Below are 24,683 nucleotides of genomic sequence, written 5' to 3' on the forward strand. Positions count from 1 at the left end.
AACCGTCTATTCGCTTTCACATTACACCGCATCACACATGCATGTGGCGATCCGCTTCATCCCAAGGCACCGCATAACCGCTGCCCTTGGCGCAGAATATCGAAGAGGAGCTGTATTCCGGGTCTGCGTTCTTGTCGTATCCTTTGCGTTCGATGACCTCTGCCTCGTTATGGCACCGGTCATATCCGCCGTATACCAGCGATATCGTACCTCTTCCTTTGGTGTACGCAGCTAATTCCATTCCATATTTCATCATGGTGGATACGGGTGCCGATCCCGTGACCGTCACCTTGTCTCCGACCGTTTCCGGAGGATCGAAGCTTGCTTTGGCCTGGGTCAAATCCGACATTAACCGTCCGATAAACTCGGCATCCACCTTTACCTTGAAATGATAGTATGGCTCCAACAGCAGACTGGTTGTTTTCTCCAGCCCCTGTCGCAAAGCGCGATACGTGGCTTCCCTGAAATCGCCGCCATGCGTATGCTTGTTGTGCGCCCGTCCCTTCAGCAGGGTAATTTTCATATCAGTGACCGGCGAACCTGTAAGCAAACCATGATGATCCCTCTCGCCAACATGCTGGGCAACCAGATGCTGATAATTGACCGGCAGCATATCGGGATGGCACGCATTAGCAAACACGATGCCGCTGTTCCGCTCTCCCGGCTCCAGCCGGAGGTGCACCTCCGCGTAATGCTTCAACGGTTCAAAATGGCCGCTTCCCACAACAGCCTCCGTTATGGTCTCTTTATATAAAATCTCCGGCTCGCCGAAGGCAATACGGTAACCGAACCGCTCAAACACGATTCGTTCCAGCACTTCAAGCTGAATGATGCCCATCACATGAATATGAATCGCCTGTGCCGGCTCGTCCCACTGCACGGACAGGGAAGGATCCTCCGCATCCAGCAGCCGGAAGCAGCGCAGCATATCCTTGGGATGAATCGAGGACTCGAATTGCACCTTGGACTTCAGCGTCGGCACCAGCTCGTATACCGTCCGGCCGCTAAGAGCCCCCATCCCGACTCCTGCCGCAGCAGCGGAAATGCCGGTTACCGCAAACAGGTCGCCCGCATGCACACGGTCGACAGGGGTTGCCCGCCCCCCATTGATCAAGCGGATATGCGTCACCTTCTCCGTGATCGTCTCCGTTCCGGAGACATACGTGATTTCATCCCGCACCTGCAGCGTGCCGCCAGTGGCTTTGATATAGGTCAGCCGGGCGCCCTGTTCATCATGGCGAATCTTATAAGCCCTCCCGGCAAATGCCGCCTCGGGATCGTAATCCGTTACAGTCAGCAGATCCAACTGATTCATGAAATGGGTTACGCCCACGTTCTGCAGGGCGGATCCGCTGAAGCACGGAAACAGCTTCCCCTTCCGTACCATTGCTATCATTGCATCCAGCCACCGCGAAGCCTCATATCCCTCTTCCATATAGAGCTCCAGCAGCTTCTCGTCCCGCTCCGCAATAAACTCAATGAGCGAAGACTGCATCAGGCCTTCCTGCAGCACATCCTCCTCGGTGATCCAACAGACGTCTTCGGCAAGCTCGCTGCGAATCTCCGCCAGCACGCGCGGCACGTCTGCGCCTACCCGGTCGATTTTATTGATAAACAGGAACGACGGCACGCCATGCTTACGCAGTAACTGCCATACCGTCTCCGTATGCCCCTCGACACCTTCCACGGCGCTGATGACGACAACGGCGGCATCCATGACTTGTATGGCCCGCTCCATTTCCGGCGAGAAGTCGACGTGACCCGGCGTATCGATTAAATAATACGTGGAACCGTTAAAATGCATGGTCGCCTGATCGGCAAATACGGTAATGCCCCGTTCTTTTTCAATGTCATGACGATCAAGATATGCGCTCTGGTGATCCACCCGGCCGCGCTCCTGAATCGTATGGGTCGTATATAACAACTGCTCCGCCAGCGTGGTCTTGCCCGCATCCACGTGGGCGAACATGCCTATCGTTTTTTTCATCCGCTTATCCCTCTTCTGTAAGCCGGTTTCATGAATGATCCATTTGCTCTCACTTTTTAATTTTAACATATCAGGCTCCCTGATCGGCACATATGTTCTACATTATTCGGATGAGGGCCCGTCATTCCGCTGCCTAAACCAAAATAGCTGCCCATCCGCACCATGAGTGCAGCAGGACAGCTATCGGTGTTATCAAACATTCGCTTTATTCCATATGATGTGAGTTCATAATTCCATTCTGCGGGTTATTTCACGAGCTCAAACGAGGAGAGCGTACGCGCCAGCGCCGCTTGCTGCACTTCCGTTGCATTGGCATCATTCAGCGTGGTCATGATCGTGTACGCGATATCCCCGCTTTCAAAGACGATCTCCTCGGTCGTATAACCAACGCCGTTCTTCACCTGATGCACCTTGAACGACACCGCAGGCACGCCGGCAAACGTGATCTTATCGACGCCCAGCAATTTCACCGTCGAAGCTGCGCTGGCCTCGTTATAATACCGTTTCAGATTGCTGATGATGACTTCGGCTGTTGTATCCTTTTGGGCGGTAATTTCAAAGCCGCCCCCGGCAAAGCCGTACTCCACGATTCCCTGCTCGAACTGATCGTTCAGCGGCTCCCAGTACCTTGGAATATCGATATGATAACGGTACGTCTCGGAGCTTTTGCTTCGCATCTTGGTTTTATCGGTCAGGTAGCCCTCTTCGCCGATGCGGCCGAAATTCGCCGGTACCACATCGTAATCGATCTCGATCGATTCGAGAACCTTTTTCCAGTTGGAAGCCGTCCGTTCCTGCCCATCCGGTATCGCATACTCCAGATAATAGCGGTAGCCGTTCTTCTGGACCATCACTTCATATTCCGTTATCCATTTATTCCCGAAGTTGTAGCGTACCTCTTGAATCTGCCCTTTGACGCCGGAAATCTCCACAGGCGTAAGTCCGATGTATTCGTACGATTCCTCGACAAAGGATTCGGCCAGCCAGTCTTTAAGGCGCTGCCCCCAAGCGGCGAGGGTACCATCAGCCCCCGTCGGAGCGGATGTCACCGAGACGGACAGATAGCCCTCTCCTTCGCTGCCGTATAACATGTCCTTGTTGTTGATTTCCCAGCCTGCCGGAATGCCGAACCATATGCCGTATTCTTCGTTCCCTGCTTCGCGGAACCCATCTACGATGGAGGATACGTCTTTTACCGATTTGTCTCCTGCCCGATAGGCCGTTCTGAAAGAGCCCAGCAAGCTTGCGTGTTGGTCCATATCTTTATAGTGAACCGCTTCGGCATCGGCAAAATACAGTTCATAGACGCGGTCGTTGGCATAGTACTGCCGACCTTCCCACAAGACGCCGTCGACATCGCGGGAGATCACTCTGGCATACGGAACCGCCGCGCTTGTGACCGTCTCTTGGTGAAGCACAACGTCTCCGGAGTCGCCCACTTCCTTCAGGAGCCGTTCCAGCAGATCATCGGGACTCAGCTTCACCTTGTGGGAGGATGCGTGCACCTCCAGGTAATAGCGGCCCGTAGCATCATTGAAAGCCGAACCGCTCTCATCGTCCGTGCCTCTTCCAACCATCATCCAGGAGGGATAATTCAAACTCCAATCATAATAGCTGTTCCCGATTCGGGTCTTCCCGGTCGTGTTGTTGATTTCGCCTTCATCCTGCTTCTCTTCCTTATCCGTGACCATGAGGCTGATGGCCAGCTTGCCTTGGGAGGAGCTTACCTTGGCGCCGATTCCCGCCGCAACCGGGCGCAGCGGCACCATCAGCGTACCGGACACCATGGTCGGTTCTACCGGCAGCTGCACCTTTTTCCCGTCGATCCATGCCGTCTTGTTGTCCATGACGAGCACGACCGTATGCGGCCCTTGCAGCAGCCGTATCCGGTTCTCGCCCTCCAGCCTGATCTCGCTGCCAAACGCTTTCTTGAATACGCCCAGCGGTACCATCAATACGCCCTGCTTCAGCTGCGGCTTGGCAATCGTGTAGGAAGTCCCATTGACCGAGGCTGTGCTGCTGCCGTTTTGCACGGTCAGTATGCGCTTCTCCGGCACAACCGCCTCGTCTCCCCATACGGGAAGCGACAACGTCGTAAATAACATCAGCGCCGATAAGGTCCCTGCTGTCACCTGCCGCAGGCGCCGGCTAGTTTCCGTTCTTTCTCTCTTGTCCATTACTCGGCCTCCCCAACGCTTGACGAAGCAGCTCCGTTACCGTCCTGGCTGAGCGTCAGTTTTACGTTCACGATATCCCCATCCCGCTGCATCAGCAGCTGAACCTGCTGACCGGGTATATAAGGCTTTAACCGTTCGTTGATATCAACAACGGAATAAATGCGCTTGCCGTTAATCGCATATAATACGTCATCCTCTTGAATACCGGCCTGCTTGGCCTGCTCGGACAACACCTTTGTAACGGTCAACGGATCGTCCGAAGGGAGACCCACGATGGCGGACCAGCTTTCCTCCAGCTCCAATCCGAGGCCAGCCCTAATAACCTCGCCGTATTTCAATAAATGGCCCACAACGTAGCGGACCGTTTCCGCAGGTATGGAGAAGCCCATATTTTCAATGCCGACGGCGGCGAACTTCTTGCTGTTGATCCCGATGACCTCGCCCTTCAAGTTGACGAGCGGACCCCCGCTGTTGCCCGGGTTAATGGCGGTATCGGTTTGAATCAGGCGATAAGAGCCGTCTACGCTCCGGTTTAGCCCGCTTACCACGCCCACCGAGGCCGAGTTTCGCAACGAGAACGAGATCGGCGTGCCAATGGCAACAACCGTTTCTCCAACCAGCGCATGCTGCGCTGTTGCCGCAAATTTGGCCGGCTTCAGGGACTTGGCATTGATTTTGACCAACGCAATATCGCTCTTGGGATCGCTGTATACGCCCTTGGCTTTATAGGATTTGCCATCTGCGGTCACGACCGTGATTCCGGTAAGCCCGTCCACCACATGGGCGTTCGTCACGATCCAGCCGTCCGACTTCCAGATGACTCCTGTGCCATGCGCCAGGTTGTATCTGTCGTCCACTTCGCCGCTTCCTTGAGCGGCCTTCCCGATAATGCCGACCACCGACGGCGACATCCGGCTGATGACTTGAGGCACTTCGTTTTGCTCATATGTATTCTTAGGCTTCGCGCTTGCTGCATCCGCAACCTCTGCCTGTGTGAGCATGCCGCTGCTTCCTGCCAAAATGACGGTCCCCAGCAGCATGGCCGCGGATCTTTTTTGCCATTGTACGTTTTTCAATTGGTATGTTCCTCCCCCGGTTCCATCCTCTACCCAACTTGTACTCCTCAATTTATCATGTTTTTCCATTTGTAACCATTGCTGATAGACCTATTTCTTTTACGTTTTTCCTGCGGATCGTGTAACTTGCCCTCGAAGAAACAAAAAGACGCCTTCACACTGCAGGCAGCAGAAGGGCGTCTTGTTTGTATGTATTTCATTTCATTCGTCATGAAGCCGCTTTAATAGCGTGCATCACGCCAACCTAATTGTTAAACCATCCTGTAATCATGGCATAGTCAGAATACAAGAACACAAATAAGCTGACGAGACCGAAAGCGATTGCGAATTTATTTTTTTGACGGGCCATCAACAGGCGAACCACGCCAACAAAGATCAGAATCGTAAACAAAATCATGAAAATATCAAATGTCTTAAATGTCGCGGTCGCATCCGATGCTGCTGCAAGGATCATGAAACGTACCTCCTCGTGGGTTTCTTCTCGGGCAAATTTACATATCTTCTTCTATGTTATCCATGTGCCCGTCCAGATGCAAGCCCCTCGCCCCTAAAAATGAAAAAAAGTCATAGAAATTTCTCATTTTTAACCAAATTGTCAGACATTAGCATGACTTTCATCATGGCAGGGACTAAATCAAGCCTACGAAATGGAGCCTAACACAGGTTGTTCCGTTATCCAAGAGGTACCCGGGTGGGATCGAGAAAGGGATCCTCATACTCCACCTGATCCTCTTGTTCCTCTGGAGCCGACTCCTGCTCGGTTACCGTCTCCTCCGCCAAATCCTCGCTTGGCAAAGCTACGGAAGGATCCGTGATCGTAATCCGATCCACGGGGTCCTTTCTGACATCCAAAGTTACCTCGTTGGACGGTTCGCTGCGGATATGCCATTCGTTCACTGCGACCACATGGATCGTATACCGGCCGGGCAGACCTGCCAGCATATGGAGATTCGGAATGAGATAGGCCGGGCTCTTTAACGGTTCATCGTTCAGACGTGCCCCCACTCCGTCGGGTCCTGTGTAGTATACATGATAGGTTACGCCTTCCTGTGCATCGGACCAGGTTAAAGCAATGGATTCATCTTCCTCATTTAGGATGGCCTGAAGGCCCGACACTTTATTCGGGCGGCTCGAAACTTCGTTAGAGTAACCGCTCTTGCCGAAGCTGTTCACAGCCTCGATCACATAGTAAGAAGGCTCTTGAAAACGTACATCCGATATCGCATAAGAACCTGCGTCCACATTCGATCCCTCAGCTAATAAGGCATACCCCGCTCCCGATTTTCCGCTGGAATAGATATTGTAGGTTACGCCCTGCTGATGCGTCCAGGTTAATTGAGCCTGCCCCTTCACATTGTGGAACCTCAGATCATTCGGAGCTGATGGTGCCGTTGTTGGCAAAGCCTCCGATACGGTAGCTGAAGGTCCCGTCTCTGTCGGAGCTTGCGTTGGTCCGGAATGAACAGGAGTTGCCGAGGTTGATCCCGATGAAGTAGCAACGACGCCATGAATGACCGGAAGAGGGCTTTTCGGCGGTGTTTCCGTTTCGCCCACGTCAGCATTCAAATCGATTGACGCCACGGATTCCAGCCATTTGGCTGTAGCCCGGACAGCTTCTTCCCGAGTGACGATACCCTTGGGGTTCAAACCGTCAATGCTGGATACCCGAAACAGTCCTAATTCCAAGGCCAGTGCCATAGCTTCCTTAGCATCATTGCTGGAGGACCCCTCCTGTAAATTCTGCTGAGAAGGTTGCGCGCCGGATCCGATCTTATCGGAAATCCCTCGCAGAGCTCTTTGATACAGCATAGCCATATCCTGGCGCGTCAGCGGCAATCCAAGCCCGAATCTCCCGTTGCCGACCCCTTTTACCAGCCCTTCCTGAACCGCAGCTTCGATTGCGGTGAAGGCAAAATGATCCTTAGGCACATCCTTAAAGGTAATGACTTCCGGAGGACTATCCGCATTCAGGTTTAACGTATGGACGATGAATATGACAAAATCCTGCCGGCTTATAGCCTCTGTCGAGCTAGACTTCCCCTGCCCGTCTAGAGGAAGGAACCCTTTATTTAATCGGGTAAGGGCTTCCTGTGCATCGAAGTGTTTCACACCCGAAACGGATACCCCCATCTCTGCCTGCACGCGATCCGAAACGGGTATCCCTACCTCTGCCTGTACACCGTCGGTTGAGTTTATGTATAAAGCACTTGCTGCCAAAACGATCAGAATGGAACAGGTGATCCTCTTCATACAATCCCTCCGTTTTATCGAAATCACCAAGATCATACCATATCCTGGAATGCGAGGATATTGGAGGATAGCATGAAAATAACACCGGACATAGGTGCATTCCTTGAAGGTTTCTCTAAATGACTTGCTCGCACCACTCCCTGTCCGCAGGGCTCGTGGTCCGGGGCATGCTTCGATGGCTGTCGACCATCATAGAAAAAAGAGCCCCTGGTAATTCCGCCAGGGACTCCTCTCATTTTTATACCGATACCGGCATTGAAAATGGCAATGCGCCATTCCATGGCTAGGCAATTCCCATGCCGACAAGGAACAGATTCACGTCCGCTGACGTTTATTAGCGGGCTGCTTCCACCTTGTTCAATTCCTTGGTTCGCTTCGTATCGCGTTCCAGAATCGGCTTCAGATATTTGCCTGTGTAAGACTCAGGCACCTTGACCAGATCCTCAGGCGTTCCCGTAGCGATAATGGTACCGCCACCGCTGCCGCCCTCCGGACCCAGGTCGATCAGATAATCCGCGGTCTTAATGACATCGAGATTATGCTCGATGACGAGGACGGACTCCCCGGATTCCACCAGGCGGTGAAGCACGACGAGCAGACGATCGATATCGTCCACGTGCAGGCCGGTGGTCGGCTCATCCAAGATATACATCGTTTTGCCTGTGCTGCGGCGGTACAGCTCGGAAGCCAGCTTCACGCGCTGCGCCTCGCCGCCGGACAGCGTGGTGGCAGGCTGACCCAGCGTAATGTAGCCCAGGCCCACATCCATCAGCGTCTGCATCTTGCGGTGAATTTTCGGAATGTTCTGGAAGAACTCCGTTGCATTCTCCACCGTCATCTCCAGGACTTCGGCGATGTTCTTGCCTTTATATTTGACTTCCAGCGTTTCGCGGTTGTAACGCTTGCCCTTGCACACTTCGCAAGGCACGTAGATATCCGGCAGGAAGTGCATTTCAATCTTGATAATGCCGTCTCCGCGGCAGGCCTCGCAGCGTCCGCCCTTCACGTTAAAGCTGAAGCGGCCCTTCTTGTATCCGCGAATCTTCGCTTCATTCGTCTGGGAATAGATATCCCGGATATCGTCGAAGACGCCTGTATAGGTTGCAGGGTTGGAACGCGGCGTACGCCCGATCGGAGACTGGTCGATGTCGATGACCTTCTCGATGTGCTCCAGACCTTTCATTTCACGGTATTGCCCAGGCCGTACTTTCGCCCTGTTCAAATCCCGAGCGAGCGTCTTGTACAGGATCTCGTTGACCAGCGTCGACTTGCCGGATCCGGACACACCCGTTACCGCCGTGAAGACGCCAATCGGAATTTTCACGTTGATATTTTTCAGATTGTTCTCTTTCGCGCCCTTAATCTCCAGCCAGCGTCCATCGGTCTTGCGGCGCTTGCTGCTGACCGGAATGAACTTACGGCCGCTCAGGTATTGGCCCGTCAGCGAGTTAGGGTCGTTCATAATCTCCTTCGGCGTTCCTTCCGCAATGACCTGGCCGCCATGAATGCCCGCGCCCGGGCCGATGTCGATGATATAGTCCGCGGCCATCATCGTGTCTTCGTCATGCTCGACCACAATCAGCGTGTTGCCCAAATTCCGCATATGCTCCAGCGTCGAGATCAGGCGGTCGTTATCCCGCTGATGCAGCCCGATGCTCGGCTCGTCCAGAATGTACAGCACGCCCATGAGGCTCGACCCGATCTGCGTGGCTAACCGGATCCGCTGCGCTTCGCCGCCGGACAGCGTTCCCGCCGAACGGCTGAGGGTCAGGTAATCCAGCCCGACATTAACCAGGAAGCCCAAGCGGCTGTGAATCTCCTTCAGAATGAGATTGGCAATCTTTTTTTCTTTCTCGCTAAGCTCCAGATGATCGAAGAATTTCAGGGATTCTCCGATCGACAAGCTGGTAACATAGGCCATGTTGCGATTATTGATCGTAACGGCCAAGCTTTCCTTGCGGAGACGATGGCCTTTGCATACATCGCACGGCTTGCTGCTCATATAGCCTTCGATGTATTCGCGGATACCCTCGGAGTTCGTATCGCGGTAGCGGCGTTCCAGATTCGGAATGATGCCCTCGAAGGTGACGTGCGCTTCCTTCCGCTGACCGAAGTCATTCTCATAACGGAAGTGAACCTTCTCTTTGCCCGTGCCATACAACAGCTTGTTCATCTGTTCCTGGCTAAAGGTACTGACCGGCTTGTCCAGCGGAATGCCGAAATGCGCGCAGACCGATTTCAGAAACTGCGGATAATACGTGGATGTGCCCCCGCTCCATGCGGCAAAGGCGCCTTCCTCGACGCTTTTGCTCATATCCGGCACAAGCAGTTCGGGATCCACGATCATCTCGACGCCCAAGCCGTCGCAATCCGGACAAGCACCGAAAGGGGTATTGAAGGAGAACATTCTCGGCGTCAGCTCTTCCATGCTGAAGCCGCAGATCGGACAGGCAAAGTTGGAGCTGAACCGCAGCTCCTCCTGACCCATGATATCGACCAGGAGCTGGCCGCCTGACAGGTTCAGTGCCGTCTCGATCGAATCGGCGAGGCGGGCCTCGATATCTTCTTTAACCACGATCCGGTCCACAACCACCTCGATCGTATGCTTTTTATTCTTCTCGAGCTCGATGTTCTCCGACAGATCGCGAAGCTCCCCATCGACGCGCACCCGAACGAAGCCCTGCTTCGCAATGTCGGCAAACAGGTTCTTGTGCTCGCCCTTGCGGCCGGAAATGACCGGCGCGAGAATTTGCAGCCTCGTCTTCTCGGGATACTGCATGATGCGGTCTACCATCTGCTCGACCGTCTGGGAGGTAATTTCCACCCCATGGTCCGGACAGTGCGGGTGTCCGACCCGGGCGAACAGCAGACGCAAATAATCGTAAATTTCCGTCACGGTGCCTACCGTCGAGCGCGGATTGCGGCTCGTGGTTTTCTGGTCAATCGATATCGCCGGCGACAGGCCTTCAATGGAATCGACATCCGGCTTCTCCATCTGTCCGAGGAACTGGCGCGCATAAGCGGACAAGGATTCCACGTAACGGCGCTGACCCTCGGCATAAATCGTATCGAATGCGAGGGAGGATTTGCCCGAGCCGCTAAGCCCCGTCAGAACGACAAACTTGTCACGCGGTATCGTGACGTCGATATTTTTCAGATTGTGTGCGCGGGCGCCTTTGATCACAATTTTTTCACTGGCCAAACGATATCATCTCCTACTCCATATGGCATGCATGTGGTGCTTATATTTCACAAAGAGAACGACCGCATAGGCCGTCCCCCTTGTCATTCGTCTCTCCATATTACTCGACCTGCAGTTCCAGCAGCGCGTCACGAAGCTCGGCCGCACGCTCGAATTGCAAATTCTTCGCCGCTTCCTTCATCTCGGCCTCGAGGCGCTGGATCAGCTTCTGACGCTCTTTCTTCGACATCTTCTGTCCTTCGCCCACCAGGTAATCCGCCTTGCCCTCGGCGACCTTTGTCGCTTCGATGACATCGCGTACCTTCTTGCGGATCGTCTGCGGCGTGATGCCGTGCTCCTCGTTGTAAGCAACCTGGATGCTGCGGCGGCGCTCGGTTTCCTTGATCGCCCGATCCATCGAATCGGTGATCTTGTCGCCGTACATGATAACCTTGCCTTCCGAGTTCCGGGCCGCCCGTCCGATCGTCTGGATGAGCGAGCGGTCGGAACGCAGGAAACCTTCCTTGTCCGCATCCAGAATCGCTACGAGGGAAACCTCCGGCAGGTCAAGACCCTCCCGTAGAAGGTTAATACCCACCAGCACGTGGAATGTACCAAGCCGCAGATCGCGCAGGATCTGCATCCGCTCCAGCGTCTTGATATCGGAGTGCATGTAACGGACCTTGATTCCGATTTCCTTCAGGTAATCGGTCAGATCCTCGGCCATTTTCTTCGTGAGCGTGGTCACTAGCACGCGCTCGTCCCGGTCCACACGGTCATGGATCTCGCCGATCAAGTCATCGATCTGCCCTTCGGTCGGGCGCACGTCGATGATCGGATCGAGCAGGCCTGTCGGCCGGATGATCTGTTCGACCATCGTATCGCAGTGCTCCATCTCATACGGTCCCGGCGTGGCCGATACATAGATGATCTGGTTCACCTTCTCCTCGAATTCCTCGAACTTCAGCGGCCGGTTATCGAGCGCGGACGGCAAGCGGAAGCCATGATCAACCAGCACCGTTTTACGTGCCCGGTCACCGTTGTACATCGCGCGGATTTGCGGCAGCGTAACGTGCGACTCGTCAATGACGAACAGCATGTCGTCCGGGAAGTAATCGAGAAGCGTATATGGCGTAGCCCCAGGCTCCCTGAAGGTCAGGGGACCCGAATAGTTCTCGATCCCGGAGCAGAATCCGACTTCCTTCATCATCTCGATGTCGTAACGGGTGCGCTGCTCCAGCCGCTGAGCCTCCAGCAGCTTGCCTTCCGAGCGCAGCAGTTCAAGGCGCTCTTCCAGTTCGCGTTCGATATTCACGAGCGCTACCCGCATCGTCTCTTCGCGGGTGACGAAGTGAGACGCCGGGAAAATGGCGATATGCTCGCGTTCCCCGACCAGCTCGCCCGTCAAAACGTCGATCTCCGTGATCCGTTCGATCTCGTCGCCGAACAGCTCGACGCGGACGGCATGCTCTCCCTTCGAGGCCGGGAAAATCTCGACGACATCCCCGCGCACGCGGAACGTGCCGCGCACGAAGTTGATATCGTTCCGCTGGTATTGGATATCGACCAGCCGCGACAGAATCTCGTTGCGAGGCTTCTCCATGCCCACCCGGAGCGAAAGCAGCATTTCCCCGTACTCGTGCGGCGAACCCAAACCGTATATGCAGGATACGCTCGCCACGATGATGACGTCGCGCCGTTCGAACAGCGAGCTCGTGGCGGAGTGGCGAAGCTTATCGATCTCTTCATTAATGCTGGAATCCTTCTCGATATACGTATCAGAGGAAGGAATGTAGGCTTCCGGCTGATAGTAATCGTAATAACTCACGAAATAATCCACCGAGTTGTTCGGGAAGAATTCCTTAAACTCGCTGGCCAGCTGCGCAGCCAGCGTCTTGTTATGCGCGATGACGAGTGTGGGACGGTTTACCTTGGCGATTGTCTGCGCGATCGTAAACGTCTTACCCGTTCCTGTTGCACCTAGCAGCGTCTGATGTTTTTTCCCTTGGCGGAGTCCTTCGACCAACGCATCAATAGCCGTGGGCTGATCGCCCTGCGGCTGGAATTCAGACTGGATCTCAAAGGATTTGGTACTGACAACTAAATCGCTCATTGCCCTTCATCACCCTCATACTCTAAAATGAAATTCATGCTAAAAGATATGTCGAAACTTCCCGATGATATACTATGGGAAATTAGTGGTGTCTGCGTAAGGAATAAGAATATTTGTTCCCGTCTCATTATACCCTTTACGTTTTTTTGATGCAAACAGTTTAATGAAAATTTCAATAAGTTCCAGGGCAAATGTTTAAGTCCACGGCTTCCACGACTTCGGGAGCCTTCAGCGTTCATGTCGAACGGGCAACATACGAGCCGATGATCTTAATTAACTTCCTTAAGGAGATGATACAGCGTTATGGATATTACGATTATTCTTGGCATTCTCGCCGGTCTGGCCGCGTTGATCGGAGGGTTTTTATGGGAAGGCGGGCATCTGAGCGGCCTGCTGCAAGGCGCGGCTGCGCTCATCGTATTCGGCGGGACCTTCGCCGCCGTCATCGTCAGTTTCCCCGCCACCCGGCTCCGCACGATCCCCGCTGCGCTCAAGCTGGCCTTCGGCCGCAGCAACCGTTCGACGGACGAGCTGATCGATGCCATCGTCGACATGTCGGTAACGGCCAGAAGAGACGGGGTGCTGGCGCTCGAGCGCATCTCGGCCGAACACGAGGATCCGTTCCTGCGGGAAGGCATGCAGATGGTCGTGGACGGCAACGACCCGGAAATGGTGCGTCAAATCCTGGAGCTCGATATTAATGCCGCCGAGCAGAAGCACGAAGGCTATGCCAAAATTTTCGAGTCCGCCGGGGGCTATGCCCCTACCATGGGGATCATCGGTACCGTCATGGGATTGATCCACGTGCTGGGCAGCCTGCAGGACCCGACCGGTCTCGGCCCGTCCATCGCTGTCGCGTTTACCGCCACTTTATACGGCGTCGCAAGTGCCAATATTATCTTTTTGCCCATTGCGTCCAAGATTAAAGCACGTTCCGAAGAAGAAATTGTAAAAATGGAGCTGCTGCTCGAAGGAATCATGGCCGTTCAGAACGGAGAGCACCCGCTGTTGGTTCGCAAAAAGCTCGCCTCCTTCGCTTCCGCAGGCAACACGGACATTCCGTCCTCAAGGGGGATCGCGCATGAGACAGCCGAATAGACGGCGGCGTCAGCGCAAGCAGGCCGAAGGCGAACAGCGCGACCGCTGGATGATCACTTATGCCGACCTGATTACGCTGCTTCTGATCTTTTTTGTTGTGATGTATGCCATGAGCCGGCTCGACACGGAAAAATACAAGCTCGTCACCCAATCTCTCCAGGCCACCTTCCAGAGCGGGGACAGCATCCTGGAGATGGGCTCGGGGATTACCGGCACTGCCGACACGGAGAACCATAAGAATCCTCCGCCGAAGCCTGCTGCCGATGAGGAGGGCGAGGACAAGGATAACGGGCAGGAACCCCTAACGGAGCGCGAGCTCGCTTTCCGTGCCCAGGAGGAAGAGCTGGCGAACTTTATGGGGCTCATTCAGCAATACGTGAAGGATAACCAGCTCGAAGAGGACATCTTCATCTCGGACGAGCCGCAGGGGATTGCCATTACGTTAAGCGACCGCTTCCTGTTCGATGTCGGCAAGGCCGAGCTTAAACCTGGCGCCGCTCCGGTTCTGGGCAAATTAGCCAGCCTGTTCGGCGATTTAAACACCACGGTGAGCATCGAGGGGCATACAGACAACGTGCCGATCGGCCGCTACTCCAGCTATAAGGACAACTGGGAGCTTTCCGGCGCCCGAGCGATGTCGGTGCTGCGATTCTTCCTCGAGCACAGCAAGCTGGACCCGGCAGGCTTCCAGTATGCAGGCTATGCCGATACGAGGCCGGCCGCGGACAACGCGACCGCCGAAGGCAAGCAGAAGAACCGCCGGGTTGAAATCACGGTGTTACGGCAGCTGAAGGAGTAGGCAATTGCCGCAATGACCGGCCCATGTACTTCCATGCTTTGCGTTGAAGGAAATCGTAACACATCCGCATAAACCGAATAAGCGCCCGGCAGACTGAATCGGCATGGATTCAGATCTGGCCGGGCGCTTTTGCATATATAAACAATGGTTGGATCACTAATAACAAACCTGGGCCTCACGATACGGCACCAGGATATGCAACTTCCGGTCGAATCTTCAAGATTTTTATTACGTAGGAACTCCTGGAGCGAATAATTTAAGCGCCGTGCCCAACCCCGCTCTCGCTCGGCCGCAGGACAGCGGAACCGACGGCCAGCAGAATGACCGCCATCAGGCCCAGCACGGCCAGCGGCAGTGCGATATCGGATAACGTGCCGCCCGTAGCCGCGGTCTCCACCGCCTCAATGGCCCATTTTTGCGGGATGAAATTGGCGATCTTCTGCATGAATTCCGGCATGATGGCAAGCGGCCAGAAGCACCCGCCCAGCATGCAGGTCGGCGTGACAATCATGGAATTGATCATGGCCGCATTTTGCCCATTCCGGATCAGCCCGGCGACCGTGCTTGCCACGCCTAACGATACGAGCATGAAGGCCATCAGAATAAGGAAATGCAGCATGAACGGAACTCCGTAATCGTAGCGAAGGACATACCGGCTGAGCACGAGCACGATGATCACCTGCAGCGAGCCTACCACCAGGCTGCCCAGAAAATTACCTAAAGCGATCTGATAGGCACGCACCGGCGCCGTATACATGCGGGACAGCGTTCGCTGCCTGCGGTCATCAATCATCATCGACACCACGCTGGAGATAAGGGTCATCATGAACATCAGAGTAAATCCCGTTACGTTCGAGAGCCCCGGCTTCGCATACAGATTCAAATCCGTGACTTCGGTGTCCACCCGATTCAGGGCGGATTGCTTGAGCACCTCTTGCAGCGCCAGCATACGATCCGCGTCCGGCTCCGAGGTTTCCCGGATCAAGGCAGCCGTACCGCTCAGGCGCGTAACCGCGGAGTCCGCCGTCATTCGGATCATTACCGAGGCCTCCGAGGTGGAGACTTCGTATATTTTAACCACCGGCCGTTGGCCTTCTATTAATCCGTCGCTGAACCCCTGCGGAATATAAACGCCCACCGTGCTTTTATTCTCCACCAGGTCTTCCCTTAGCATATTCTCGGACCCGGACTCCTTGAGCACGTATTGGCCGCTTCGCTCCAGTTCATTCATCAAGTACCGCCCTGCAGGTCCCTCATCCTCGTTCACGTAAGAGACCAGAATGCTCGCGGCCGTGGTCTGCCCCAGAAGAAACACCGTCAAGGTAACGACCACGCAAGGAACCAACAGATAGACGATCCAGCCTCTTTTTCGTCCCAGCGTGCGTCTCACCATATGCCAGGCAATGGTTAAGCTATGCATGGTATCCCACCTTCCTGTACGTAATCATGGCTGCAGCCGACAGGGCCGCGGTAATGGCCGCCAGCATGCCCACGCAAGTGACAATCAAATGCACGTCGCTGTCCAGCATCATCCGCAGCATGCTCTGCATTGCCCAATGGTTGACGGTGAAGGCGCCGAGCTTCTGGAAGAACTCCACCGGCAGCGGCATGAACCCTCCGCTGACAAACGTCATGGCGATAATGATCGCCTGCATCAGCCCTCTGGCTCCTGCTGCCGTTGAGGAGACCAGGGTTATGAACGTGGCTATGGTCATGGACGATAACGTGATTAATACGCAGACTATGATGAGCAGCAAGGGGTGCGGCCCCCATTTGACGCCGTACAGCCACATGGATCCTAGGACGATAGCGGCTGCCTGTGCCAGCGTGATCAGGCTGCATCCGATAATTTTTCCGGCAAACACGGTTCCGGGGTTAACGGGCGCGCTTTGCAAGCGATACAGGGTCCGGCTTTCCCGCTCGCCCAGCAGGCTGCTGCTGGCCATCAGACCGGAATACAGCAAGAACATGATCAGCATGGAGGCTGCGTAATATTGGGCTGCGGAGTACGTCGCTCCTTTCTCGCTCAGCTGCCCGATCGTAACGTTGGGTCCGTCCGACGCATCGACAGGCGCTGCCGCTTGAGCCGCAAGAACTTGGTCTCCGCCCATAACGACTACCTCCGCCTGTTTGTGATTCGCATCTGCGATAAAGGTCTTGAAGACAGTGTCTGCCACGAGGTTTAGTTCACGGTCTCTTCCAGGTAGCAGCTCAAGCTTCACGTCCGCTCCCTGGCTCATTCGTTCATCAAAGGAAGCAGGAACCACCACCGCGTAATCGACCTCGCCCCGGCGCAGCTTTTCTTCGGCTTCTTCGCGGCTGGATACCACCTCAGGTTCCAGTAGGTCCTGAATCTGCGGCAAGCCGGTCAACGCCTGCATGCTCCCCGGCAGCTGTCCTCCAGCCTCGGCATCCAACACCAATCCCACTCGGACCGATGGCTGTTTAAATTCCTGATCATTGCCAAACCAGCCCGACAGCGCATTTCCCAATATGAAAATAAGGATCAGCGGCAGCAAAAATTGGTTGATCAGCACCGATCGGCTGGTGGCCATCCGCTTCAGCTCGAACCAGGCGATAATCATCGTATTCATCTTCGATATTCCTCCTTCATGGATCCCTCTGCTCGTGTCGGTTATGATCAATCGCGAAGCGTTCGCCCGGTCAGGCTGAGAAACAGCGTTTCAAGCCCCGGCTCCTCGCACTGCAGGGAGCGAAGCGTCGTATGGTGTTTACTGCAGATAAAGAGGATATCCTGCAGCTCATCCTGAGCTGACGGTACATAGACTTCGACCTCGTTATCATTCTGCGCGACGCGCCTAACGCGCGGGTGAATGGTCAGTTCCTCCACCAGATCCGGTGTGATCCCATCTGCAGTAAGAATGATTTTTTCCTCATGCGCCACGCGTGCCCGAAGCTCCTGCTGCGTCCCGCAGGCGATAACATGACCCTGATCCATGATGGCCACCCGGTCGCTGATCGCGGCAACTTCCTCCATGTAATGACTTGTATAAATAACGGTAGAACCCATGCGGTTCAACGTCTTCACCGATTCCAGGATATGATTCCGGGACTGCGGATCAATCCCCACCGTCGGCTCATCCATAATAATCAGCTTTGGACGATGCGTAATCGAGCAGGCAATATTCAGTCTTCGTTTCATTCCTCCGGAGAAGGTGGACGGCCTTTCTTTTGCCCGATCCTGCAGGCCGACAAACGCCAGCGCCTCCTCCACCCGTTCCTTCAGCAGATGGCCGCGCAGGCCGTACAATTTGGCAAAAAAAGCGACATTGTCCCAGGCCGACATCTCTTCGTACAGCGCCAGATCCTGAGGCACCAGCCCAATTCTCCGTTTCACTTCCAGCGGCTGCTCCTCGATGGAGATACCGTCTATTTTGATGATGCCCTGATCCTTCGCCAGAAGGCCGCAGATCATATTGATGGACGTGCTCTTGCCCGCTCCGTTCGGTCCCAATAATCCAAAAATCTCGCCTTCGTGCACTTCCAGGTTCATATGATCCACCGACAGCTTGCTTCCATATCGTTTTACGACATCCTTCATCTCCAGAAAGACCGTCATCATCATCATCTCCATTTCCCTCGTATCCATCTGTTGATTACATTTTATCTGGAATCGCCGGATTTTTGAGGTAGAGGAAGTCACCTTATAGGGTGACGAAAGTCATCTCCTTGCCGAAAACATCCATGTGCTATAATGAAGCCAATCGTTTGAACGGTTTGACTTTACAATGGAAAAGGGTTGGATCGCACGTGACATCTCCACTTGCCTATCTCAGGTACGGCCTCATTCTCCTGCCCGCCGCAGCGGACATCTTTTTGCAGCAGCTCGACGATTACGGGGAGTATATGGTGTACTTCCTGCTTTTTCTGGCGATTGCGGTGCTGAGCCGCTTCCTGCCTTCGCCTGCTTACCGGAAAGCAGCCATACTGCTGGAAATCCCGTTGTCCCTATGGCTATGCCACCAATACGGCTTCATGATGGTATTCCTGTCCTTATCCTCCCTATGCGTCTATCTGCCCTTGTTCGAGCGGCCTGGCAAGCTGTGGCTGGCATTCGGTCACCTTGCGCTGCTCAACATCGCGATTACCGATTACGATGCGCTACTGCATACGACGGCCAATCTGCTGTTTCTGTTCTTGGCGGTCACATTCCACCGCATCCATGAAATGAACCAGAAGGAATTGGATCACATTCATTTATACGATGAGCTTAAAAGACTGCATTTCCAGCAGGACGAAGCAGGCAGGCAGCTGCTGCAGTTCGCCCATCAGGTGGAAAGCGCGGCGCAGGCCGAGGAGCGTAACCGCATCTCCCGCCAGCTGCATGACGATATCGGCCATCGGCTGATTCGCGTCAAAATGATGATGGAAGCCGCTCTTCATATCGTGCCGCAGGATACCGCCCGGGGCATGGATATGCTCCATCAAATCCGCGACCAGCTGGGGGAGAGCATGGAGCAGATGCGGACCGCCGTGAAACAGATGAATCCGTCCAGGCGGATCACGGACGATTATTCCCTGGATCGGCTGCTGGAGGAGACCGGCAGGGAGACCGGAATCGAGACCGAGCTTGTGCTGCAGGGAATTCCTTATCCGCTTTATCCGAGCCAACAGGTGGTGTTATACAAAAATGCCCGCGAAGCCATCACCAACGCCATACGCCACGGCGAGGCCAAGCAGGTCCAAATTTTTCTCCAGTACGGAGACGAGGAAGTTCGAATGGAGGTCTCCAACGATGGCATGGTCCAAGAGGAGGCGAAGCCGATCGCTGCGGCAGACCGTCATGGCATCGGGATAAGCGGCATGCTCGAACGAACCAAGGTGGTGGGAGGAGCGCTGGAGGTCAGAAAATCCGTGCCTTTTACCGTCATCACCCGGCTGCCTGTCTACCGGAAGCGCGAGATTATGTAACTGACATGACGGCAGCACCCTAACTTAGAAAGGATCGTGGCTATCCATGATATCCGTATTGATTGCAGATGATGACCCGTTCATTCGGGAAAGCTTGAAACTGTTGGTGGGGATGGATCCGGATATCGAAGTATCGGCTGTCGCGGAACACGGGGAGGAGGCTCTATCGTTATTGATGGACGGACTTCATGCCGACGTCGTGCTCATGGACATCCGGATGCCGGTATGCGATGGCGTGGAAGGAACCCGGCGTATTCGTGAGCGATACCCTGATGTACGGGTGCTGATGCTGACTACCTTCGATGACGATGATTATATCGTGGAGGCGCTGCGGAACGGGGCCAGCGGTTATCTGCTGAAGAACATTCCGCCCGATCGCATCATTCAGGGGATCAAAACGGTGCATGACGGTAACATGCTGATACATCCCGATATCGCCCGCAAGCTGACCGGCATGCTTCGTCCAACCCCGCAGCCGGTCCCGAGATCCGCTGAGCTGGAACAGTTCGGGCTCACCCCTGCCGAGAAAAGGGTCGTCGCCCTTATCGCGGAGGGCCTGTCCAACAAGGAAATTGCCGCGCAGCTTTACCTAAGCGAAGGCACCGTCAAAAACTACGTCACCGAAATTCTGGGCAAGCTGAATCTTCGGGATCGGACGCAAATCGCTATCTTTTATTTAAAAAAGGTGCAGGGCTAGTCCTGCCTATCCATTACATAACGGCATGAAGCTAAAAAACGGGCCCTTGTCCATATTGGACAAAGGCCCGTTTGCCGTATCACGATGAAGGGAATCCGGCTTCTTCGGAACCGCCGGACGTCTTGCTGCCGGAGGCCCCCCGCTTGCTGCGAATATGAAGTTTATTCGCCAGCAGCGTGATCAAGCTTACCGGCTTCAACCCCACTGCAATGCCATCCCTCGGGTCTGGCGCCACGATAGCTCCCAGCTGATGATGATCCCCTGCGTAGATCGCACGCTGGAGAAATTTGCTCTCCCCTTGATGGTTCTGAACCTCCAGCTTGCAGAAGGCCGGATTCTGTCGCAAGGCGCTGTGCAGCTGCTCCTTGCTGTGAATCAGCTTACCGTTCACCTTGAGGATCGTCTCCCCTGCCAAAATGCCGAGCTCGCTTGCCGGACTGTCCGGCAGCACGGCGAGAACTCGCAGTCCACGTACCGGATGCACAAACATCGGGCTGCGCTGCTGTTCTTCGTATCTGCTGTACCATACCAAGCCCTCATGCAGCAGCAGCGCCGCTAATGCGGCTACGATGGTAAGCGGCGACCACCACTCGGCCAGCAGGCTCAACGCCAGTACAATCGCTCCATAGAATATGAGACGCTTCGACGTGATCCCTGCCTTCTCCTGCGGGAGCATGCTCTGCGTCATCTCTCCGAATCCGATCACGACCGGAAGGGCCATCATGGTAAAGCCCGTACTCCAAGCATCGCCGCCAAAGAACGGTGTCCACGGCAGCACGCTGCCCCCGCCAACCGCCGGAACGAGCAGGAACAACGGCAGGGGCCAGAAGCTCTGCATATGATAGCCGCCGACAAGCTTGCCGCGCTTGCCCTCCAGAAACAGCGGGGTGGCAAATCCCGACCCTTGTAACTTTACCAGCAAAGCTTCCGCAAAATGCAGGACGGCGGACAACGCCAGCAAGGCCGGAATGTCCAAACCAAGGATCGTTGCCGTTACCTGATGAATCCAGCCTTCCGGCTGCCAATTCGGAAACCAGCCCAACACAAACTGAATGATCCCGAGCAGACCGATGGAATAGGCAAAGCATAAGTACCGGATATGAAACAGCATCAGGATCAGCGAAGTCACCCATATGCATATAATGGCTTCCAAGCTTAATGATATCCCCAAGAAGGCCACCACGATGGACACGCCGATGCCTGCCGCCAGTCCCCCTAGAAACGTACGCCAGGTCTGCAATCCCCAGGAATGCAGCTTCACATGGAACAGCTTGCGCTCCACCAATACCTGCCTCCGGTAAAACAGCATGACAAACAAAATCGAAATATAATAAAAGGGCTGCGTCAGCAGTTGTATGCCTGCATCTATCCCATACATCAGCAGTTGTTTCAATGTCTCCAACGGCTTGCCACGCTCCTTTCGGTTCCAAGATGCTTCGAAGTGTACGCTTTCTGATATCTCCAAAGAAAAAAGAAGGCTAACGTTCAGCCTTCTTACTTGTTCGACGCCTTAGCGGCGATTTCCTTCCGAACCTCGGCAATTCCGCGATTCATTTGGTTATCCTCTTTCGGATCCTGAATCTTCTCGATCAATGCCGCTTCCAATGCCTCGGCTGTAGCGCTGTTAATGATGCCGTCCGCTTTCAGCTTGTGCTTGCTCTGGAAGCTCTTGACCGCCTTCTCCGTATTCCGGTCGAAGTAACCATCCGTGCGTCCTGCCGCGTAACCAACCGCTTCAAGCATAATCTGCGCGTTCTTCACATCCGTGCTGTTCGTGTCGTACGCATAGGTTTTCTTCTTATCGATCGGCGCAACGGTAAAGTATTCAGGCTGCGACACCTTAATATCCGGCTCGATTCCCTTCTCATGGATCCAGGTACCGTTTGGCGTCAGCCATTTGGCAATGGTTACCTTGAGCAGGCTTCCGTCGCCAAACTGCTTGTCAAAGCTCGTTTGCACGGTCCCTTTTCCGAAGGAGTGCTCGCCCATCAGGGTAGCTCCGGCGGACTGCTGCAAGGCGCCTGCCAAAATCTCGGAAGCGCTGGCGCTGCCCTTGTTCATCAGCACCGTAATCGGGTACGATTTCGCCACGCCATTGGAAGGATGCTTCTCCCGCTTCTTATCCTTGTCTTCGACCTGAACGATCAGCTCGCCTTTAGGCACGAACTGCTCTGCAATGTCAATGACAACGGACAGCACGCCGCCGGGATTGTTCCGGACGTCGATCAGCAGTCCCTTCATGCCTTGGCTTTCCAGCTTCTTGAGCTCTTCCTTAAAGCGTTCGCCCGTATTCAGCGAGAATTGGGAAATCTCGATAACGCCGATTCCGCCCTTCTCCATCCGTGCCGACACGGTTTCCAGATCGACGTCATCCCGAACGATAACATACTCGATCGGCTGCTCGGATCCTGCCCGCTTGATCTGAAGGACGGCCTTGGAGCCCTTCGGACCGCGAATCTTGTTAACGGCCGCATTCAGCTCAAGGCCCTGCAAGGATTCGCCATTGACGGAAAGGATGGTATCCTTGGCCCGAATGCCGGCTTTATCCGCAGGCGATCCCTTGATCGGGGATACAACGACGACGCTGCCGTCTACGGAGGACACTTCCGCGCCAATCCCCGTGAAGGAGCCCTCAATGCTTTCTTCAAACTGGGCCGCCGTTTCTTTGCCCATATAGTTGGAATACGGATCTTCCAGCGCTTCCATCATCCCGTTGATGGCGCCGTCGATCAGCTTCGACCGATCGATATCCTTGTAATAATTGCTTTCGATGAGGTCAATCGCTGTCCCCAGTTTCTTCGCTTCAGACTGCTCCAGTCCATTCCTGTTCGCGATGCTGGCCAGCAATCCCTCGCCGCCGTCTCCGGTCTGACTTGGAGCAGGCAGCTGGGTCAAAGCCATCGTTAACAGTCCGCCGCACAGCATGGCAGCGATGACCAGAAAGACAGCCGTTCGTTTTTTCAGCAAGTACTTCACCGCCTTTGTACGTTTCAACTGCTACACACAGGGGAATCCCGTCCACCTAGTATATGATTGGCTTGCCGGGAATATTTATACAGCGGTATTGAAGGTTATATGGTTTGCGTCATCATTTCTGTTACAGATAAGGCGAAGGATTCACCGGCGATCCGTTGACCCGAACCTCAAAATGAAGATGCGGTCCCGTGCTCTGACCCGTGGAGCCTACTTCGGCAATCTTCTGCCCTCTGGACACCTTGTCGCCTTCGCTGACTTTAATGCCGCCGTTGCGGATATGACCATACAAGGTCCATACGCCGCCCCCATGATCAACAATAACACAGTTTCCGTAACCGCTCCACCACTCGGCCAAGATGACCGTGCCGCTCTCGGCTGCCCGGATCTCGGTCCCCTGCGGAACCGCGAAATCCTGACCCGTGTGCATCTTGCCAACCTCGCCCGTTACCGGATGGACGCGCGGTCCGTAACCGGAGGAGAGTCTGGCCCCGGAGACCGGTATCGCAAACGGTCCGCCGTTGCCGGTATACCCGCCGCCGCCTTTGCTGCCGCCGAGGGTTGTCGCCTTCGCTCTCTTCGCCGCCGCCGCTTTGGCAGCCGCTGCTTTACGGGCCGCTTCTTCGGCAGCAAGCTTATTCTTTTCCTTCTGCAGGTCCGAGCGCTTGCTTGCCAAGGCAACTAGCATTCTATCCTGCTCTTCGGTCAAGATGTCCGCATCCTCGATATCCTGATCGTACTGGGCCAGCAGAACGCGCTTCTCCTGTTCCTTCTCGTTCAGGATGCTCTTGCGGTCCTCCATCTGGCCGTACAGGTCCTTAGCGGTTGCGTACTGCCCTTCTAGTTCTTTCTTCTTGTCGATAACCAGCAGCTTGTCCTGCTTATGCTGTACCAGCAAATCCTGGTCCTGATCGACGATGGTCTTCAAGGAATCGGCACGCTCAATAAAATCGCTGAAGCTGGTTGCGGAGAGCAGCACATCCAGATACGATACTTGCCCATCCATATAGATGAGGCGAATCCGGGATTCCAGCAGCTTCTCGCGGGATGCGATGCGCTCCTCCGCCGCTTCAAGCTCCTTGGTCGTTGTTCTCAGCAAATCCTCCGTCTCCTCGATCTTGACGGAAATCTTCGTCAATTCATTACTGACGATGCTGATTTGCTCCATTACGTATTTCAGGTTCTTCGTCGTTTTATTCTTATAATGCTGGGCTTCTTGTTTATCATCCGCAGCCTTGCTCTTCTGCGCCCGCGCTTTCTTGACCTGCTCCTGAAGCACCCTCAGCTCTTTGTCTACATCGGCTGAAGTCTTCTTCTCGGCTTGTCCGACGGTCGGTTGGATCATAACAGTGGCCAGTAATAAGGCTGCTACTCCTGCGGCGATTTTCTTCAAGTTTCGC

General features: G+C 54.7%; 17 protein-coding genes. 4 read left to right on the forward strand and 13 right to left on the reverse strand.

What is annotated here, in order from left to right; genetic code table 11:
* Positions 1-31 precede the first annotated feature (31 nt).
* The 7 genes from MHI43_RS29545 to uvrB form a co-directional block, all read right to left on the reverse strand.
* Positions 32-1,987, reverse strand: coding sequence for a TetM/TetW/TetO/TetS family tetracycline resistance ribosomal protection protein (locus MHI43_RS29545; RefSeq protein ID WP_036660355.1), 1,956 nt, complete (start codon positions 1,985-1,987; stop codon positions 32-34).
* A 245-nt stretch (positions 1,988-2,232) separates the two neighbouring features.
* Positions 2,233-4,164, reverse strand: a complete 1,932-nt coding sequence (locus MHI43_RS29550; protein WP_036660306.1) for a stalk domain-containing protein — start codon at positions 4,162-4,164, stop codon at positions 2,233-2,235.
* Positions 4,164-5,240 (reverse strand): trypsin-like peptidase domain-containing protein, encoded by a 1,077-nt coding sequence (locus MHI43_RS29555; protein ID WP_036660308.1) that lies wholly within the window; start codon positions 5,238-5,240, stop codon positions 4,164-4,166. Before MHI43_RS29555 ends, MHI43_RS29550 begins: the two co-directional genes overlap by 1 nt.
* A 244-nt stretch (positions 5,241-5,484) precedes the next feature.
* The gene (locus MHI43_RS29560; RefSeq protein WP_009594213.1) at positions 5,485-5,694 is read right to left on the reverse strand and encodes a hypothetical protein; all 210 of its coding nucleotides are present in this window, start codon (positions 5,692-5,694) and stop codon (positions 5,485-5,487) included.
* A 218-nt stretch (positions 5,695-5,912) separates the two neighbouring features.
* The gene (locus MHI43_RS29565; RefSeq protein ID WP_036660311.1) at positions 5,913-7,490 is read right to left on the reverse strand and encodes an S-layer homology domain-containing protein; all 1,578 of its coding nucleotides are present in this window, start codon (positions 7,488-7,490) and stop codon (positions 5,913-5,915) included.
* Positions 7,491-7,824: 334 nt separating this feature from the next.
* Positions 7,825-10,692: an excinuclease ABC subunit UvrA gene (gene uvrA, locus MHI43_RS29570; RefSeq protein ID WP_036660313.1), complete on the reverse strand. Its 2,868-nt coding sequence runs from the start codon at positions 10,690-10,692 to the stop codon at positions 7,825-7,827.
* A gap of 100 nt (positions 10,693-10,792) precedes the next feature.
* A complete protein-coding gene (gene uvrB / locus MHI43_RS29575; RefSeq protein WP_015737682.1) occupies positions 10,793-12,784 on the reverse strand; it encodes an excinuclease ABC subunit UvrB in 1,992 nt (663 codons plus the stop codon).
* A 303-nt stretch (positions 12,785-13,087) separates the two neighbouring features.
* Here uvrB and MHI43_RS29580 point away from each other — a divergent pair, with 303 nt between their 5' ends.
* Both MHI43_RS29580 and MHI43_RS29585 read left to right on the forward strand, forming a co-directional pair.
* On the forward strand, positions 13,088-13,882 hold the full coding sequence (locus MHI43_RS29580; RefSeq protein ID WP_015737683.1) for a flagellar motor protein: 795 nt from the start codon (positions 13,088-13,090) through the stop codon (positions 13,880-13,882).
* The gene (locus MHI43_RS29585; RefSeq protein WP_015737684.1) at positions 13,866-14,681 is read left to right on the forward strand and encodes a flagellar motor protein MotB; all 816 of its coding nucleotides are present in this window, start codon (positions 13,866-13,868) and stop codon (positions 14,679-14,681) included. Before MHI43_RS29580 ends, MHI43_RS29585 begins: the two co-directional genes overlap by 17 nt.
* 256 nt (positions 14,682-14,937) lie before the next feature.
* On the opposite strand, the gene MHI43_RS29590 is transcribed toward MHI43_RS29585, so the two are convergent.
* The 3 genes from MHI43_RS29590 to MHI43_RS29600 are packed head-to-tail and all read right to left on the reverse strand — an operon-like array spanning position 14,938 to position 18,261.
* The gene (locus tag MHI43_RS29590; protein WP_015737685.1) at positions 14,938-16,101 is read right to left on the reverse strand and encodes an ABC transporter permease; all 1,164 of its coding nucleotides are present in this window, start codon (positions 16,099-16,101) and stop codon (positions 14,938-14,940) included.
* Complete coding sequence (locus MHI43_RS29595; protein ID WP_015737686.1) at positions 16,094-17,275, reverse strand: ABC transporter permease; 1,182 nt, start codon at positions 17,273-17,275, stop codon at positions 16,094-16,096. The genes MHI43_RS29590 and MHI43_RS29595 overlap by 8 nt, the downstream gene beginning before the upstream one ends.
* 47 nt (positions 17,276-17,322) lie before the next feature.
* Positions 17,323-18,261 (reverse strand): ABC transporter ATP-binding protein, encoded by a 939-nt coding sequence (locus tag MHI43_RS29600; protein ID WP_036660358.1) that lies wholly within the window; start codon positions 18,259-18,261, stop codon positions 17,323-17,325.
* Positions 18,262-18,452: 191 nt separating this feature from the next.
* Here MHI43_RS29600 and MHI43_RS29605 point away from each other — a divergent pair, with 191 nt between their 5' ends.
* Entirely contained in the window at positions 18,453-19,613 is a 1,161-nt protein-coding gene (locus MHI43_RS29605; protein WP_235201623.1) for a histidine kinase, read from the forward strand.
* Positions 19,614-19,659: 46 nt separating this feature from the next.
* On the forward strand, positions 19,660-20,310 hold the full coding sequence (locus tag MHI43_RS29610) for a response regulator transcription factor (RefSeq protein ID WP_015737689.1): 651 nt from the start codon (positions 19,660-19,662) through the stop codon (positions 20,308-20,310).
* A 79-nt stretch (positions 20,311-20,389) separates the two neighbouring features.
* On the opposite strand, the gene MHI43_RS29615 is transcribed toward MHI43_RS29610, so the two are convergent.
* From MHI43_RS29615 to MHI43_RS29625, 3 genes are all read right to left on the reverse strand, one after another.
* Positions 20,390-21,712 carry a PDZ domain-containing protein gene (locus MHI43_RS29615; RefSeq protein WP_015737690.1) on the reverse strand — a complete coding sequence of 441 codons (1,323 nt, stop codon included), beginning with the start codon at positions 21,710-21,712 and terminating at the stop codon, positions 20,390-20,392.
* Positions 21,713-21,804: 92 nt separating this feature from the next.
* Complete coding sequence (locus MHI43_RS29620) at positions 21,805-23,277, reverse strand: S41 family peptidase (RefSeq protein WP_015737691.1); 1,473 nt, start codon at positions 23,275-23,277, stop codon at positions 21,805-21,807.
* 130 nt (positions 23,278-23,407) lie between these two features.
* Entirely contained in the window at positions 23,408-24,676 is a 1,269-nt protein-coding gene (locus tag MHI43_RS29625; RefSeq protein ID WP_015737692.1) for a M23 family metallopeptidase, read from the reverse strand.
* Between the last annotated feature and the right edge of the window lie 7 nt (positions 24,677-24,683).

This window comes from Paenibacillus sp. FSL H8-0457 (assembly GCF_038051935.1).
Taxonomy (GTDB): Bacteria; Bacillota; Bacilli; order Paenibacillales; family Paenibacillaceae; genus Paenibacillus_AQ; species Paenibacillus_AQ lautus_A.

Excerpts from the sequence above, each read along its gene's own strand:
- MHI43_RS29545 (WP_036660355.1), bottom strand. The coding sequence starts at position 1,987 with ATGAAAAAAACGATAGGCATGTTCGCCCACGTGGATGCGGGCAAGACC.
- MHI43_RS29550 (WP_036660306.1), bottom strand. The coding sequence starts at position 4,164 with ATGGACAAGAGAGAAAGAACGGAAACTAGCCGGCGCCTGCGGCAGGTG.
- MHI43_RS29560 (WP_009594213.1), bottom strand. The coding sequence starts at position 5,694 with ATGATCCTTGCAGCAGCATCGGATGCGACCGCGACATTTAAGACATTT.
- MHI43_RS29565 (WP_036660311.1), bottom strand. The coding sequence starts at position 7,490 with ATGAAGAGGATCACCTGTTCCATTCTGATCGTTTTGGCAGCAAGTGCT.
- uvrB (WP_015737682.1), bottom strand. The coding sequence starts at position 12,784 with ATGAGCGATTTAGTTGTCAGTACCAAATCCTTTGAGATCCAGTCTGAA.
- MHI43_RS29580 (WP_015737683.1), top strand. The coding sequence starts at position 13,088 with ATGGATATTACGATTATTCTTGGCATTCTCGCCGGTCTGGCCGCGTTG.
- MHI43_RS29585 (WP_015737684.1), top strand. The coding sequence starts at position 13,866 with ATGAGACAGCCGAATAGACGGCGGCGTCAGCGCAAGCAGGCCGAAGGC.
- MHI43_RS29590 (WP_015737685.1), bottom strand. The coding sequence starts at position 16,101 with ATGCATAGCTTAACCATTGCCTGGCATATGGTGAGACGCACGCTGGGA.
- MHI43_RS29595 (WP_015737686.1), bottom strand. The coding sequence starts at position 17,275 with ATGAATACGATGATTATCGCCTGGTTCGAGCTGAAGCGGATGGCCACC.
- MHI43_RS29600 (WP_036660358.1), bottom strand. The coding sequence starts at position 18,261 with ATGACGGTCTTTCTGGAGATGAAGGATGTCGTAAAACGATATGGAAGC.
- MHI43_RS29610 (WP_015737689.1), top strand. The coding sequence starts at position 19,660 with ATGATATCCGTATTGATTGCAGATGATGACCCGTTCATTCGGGAAAGC.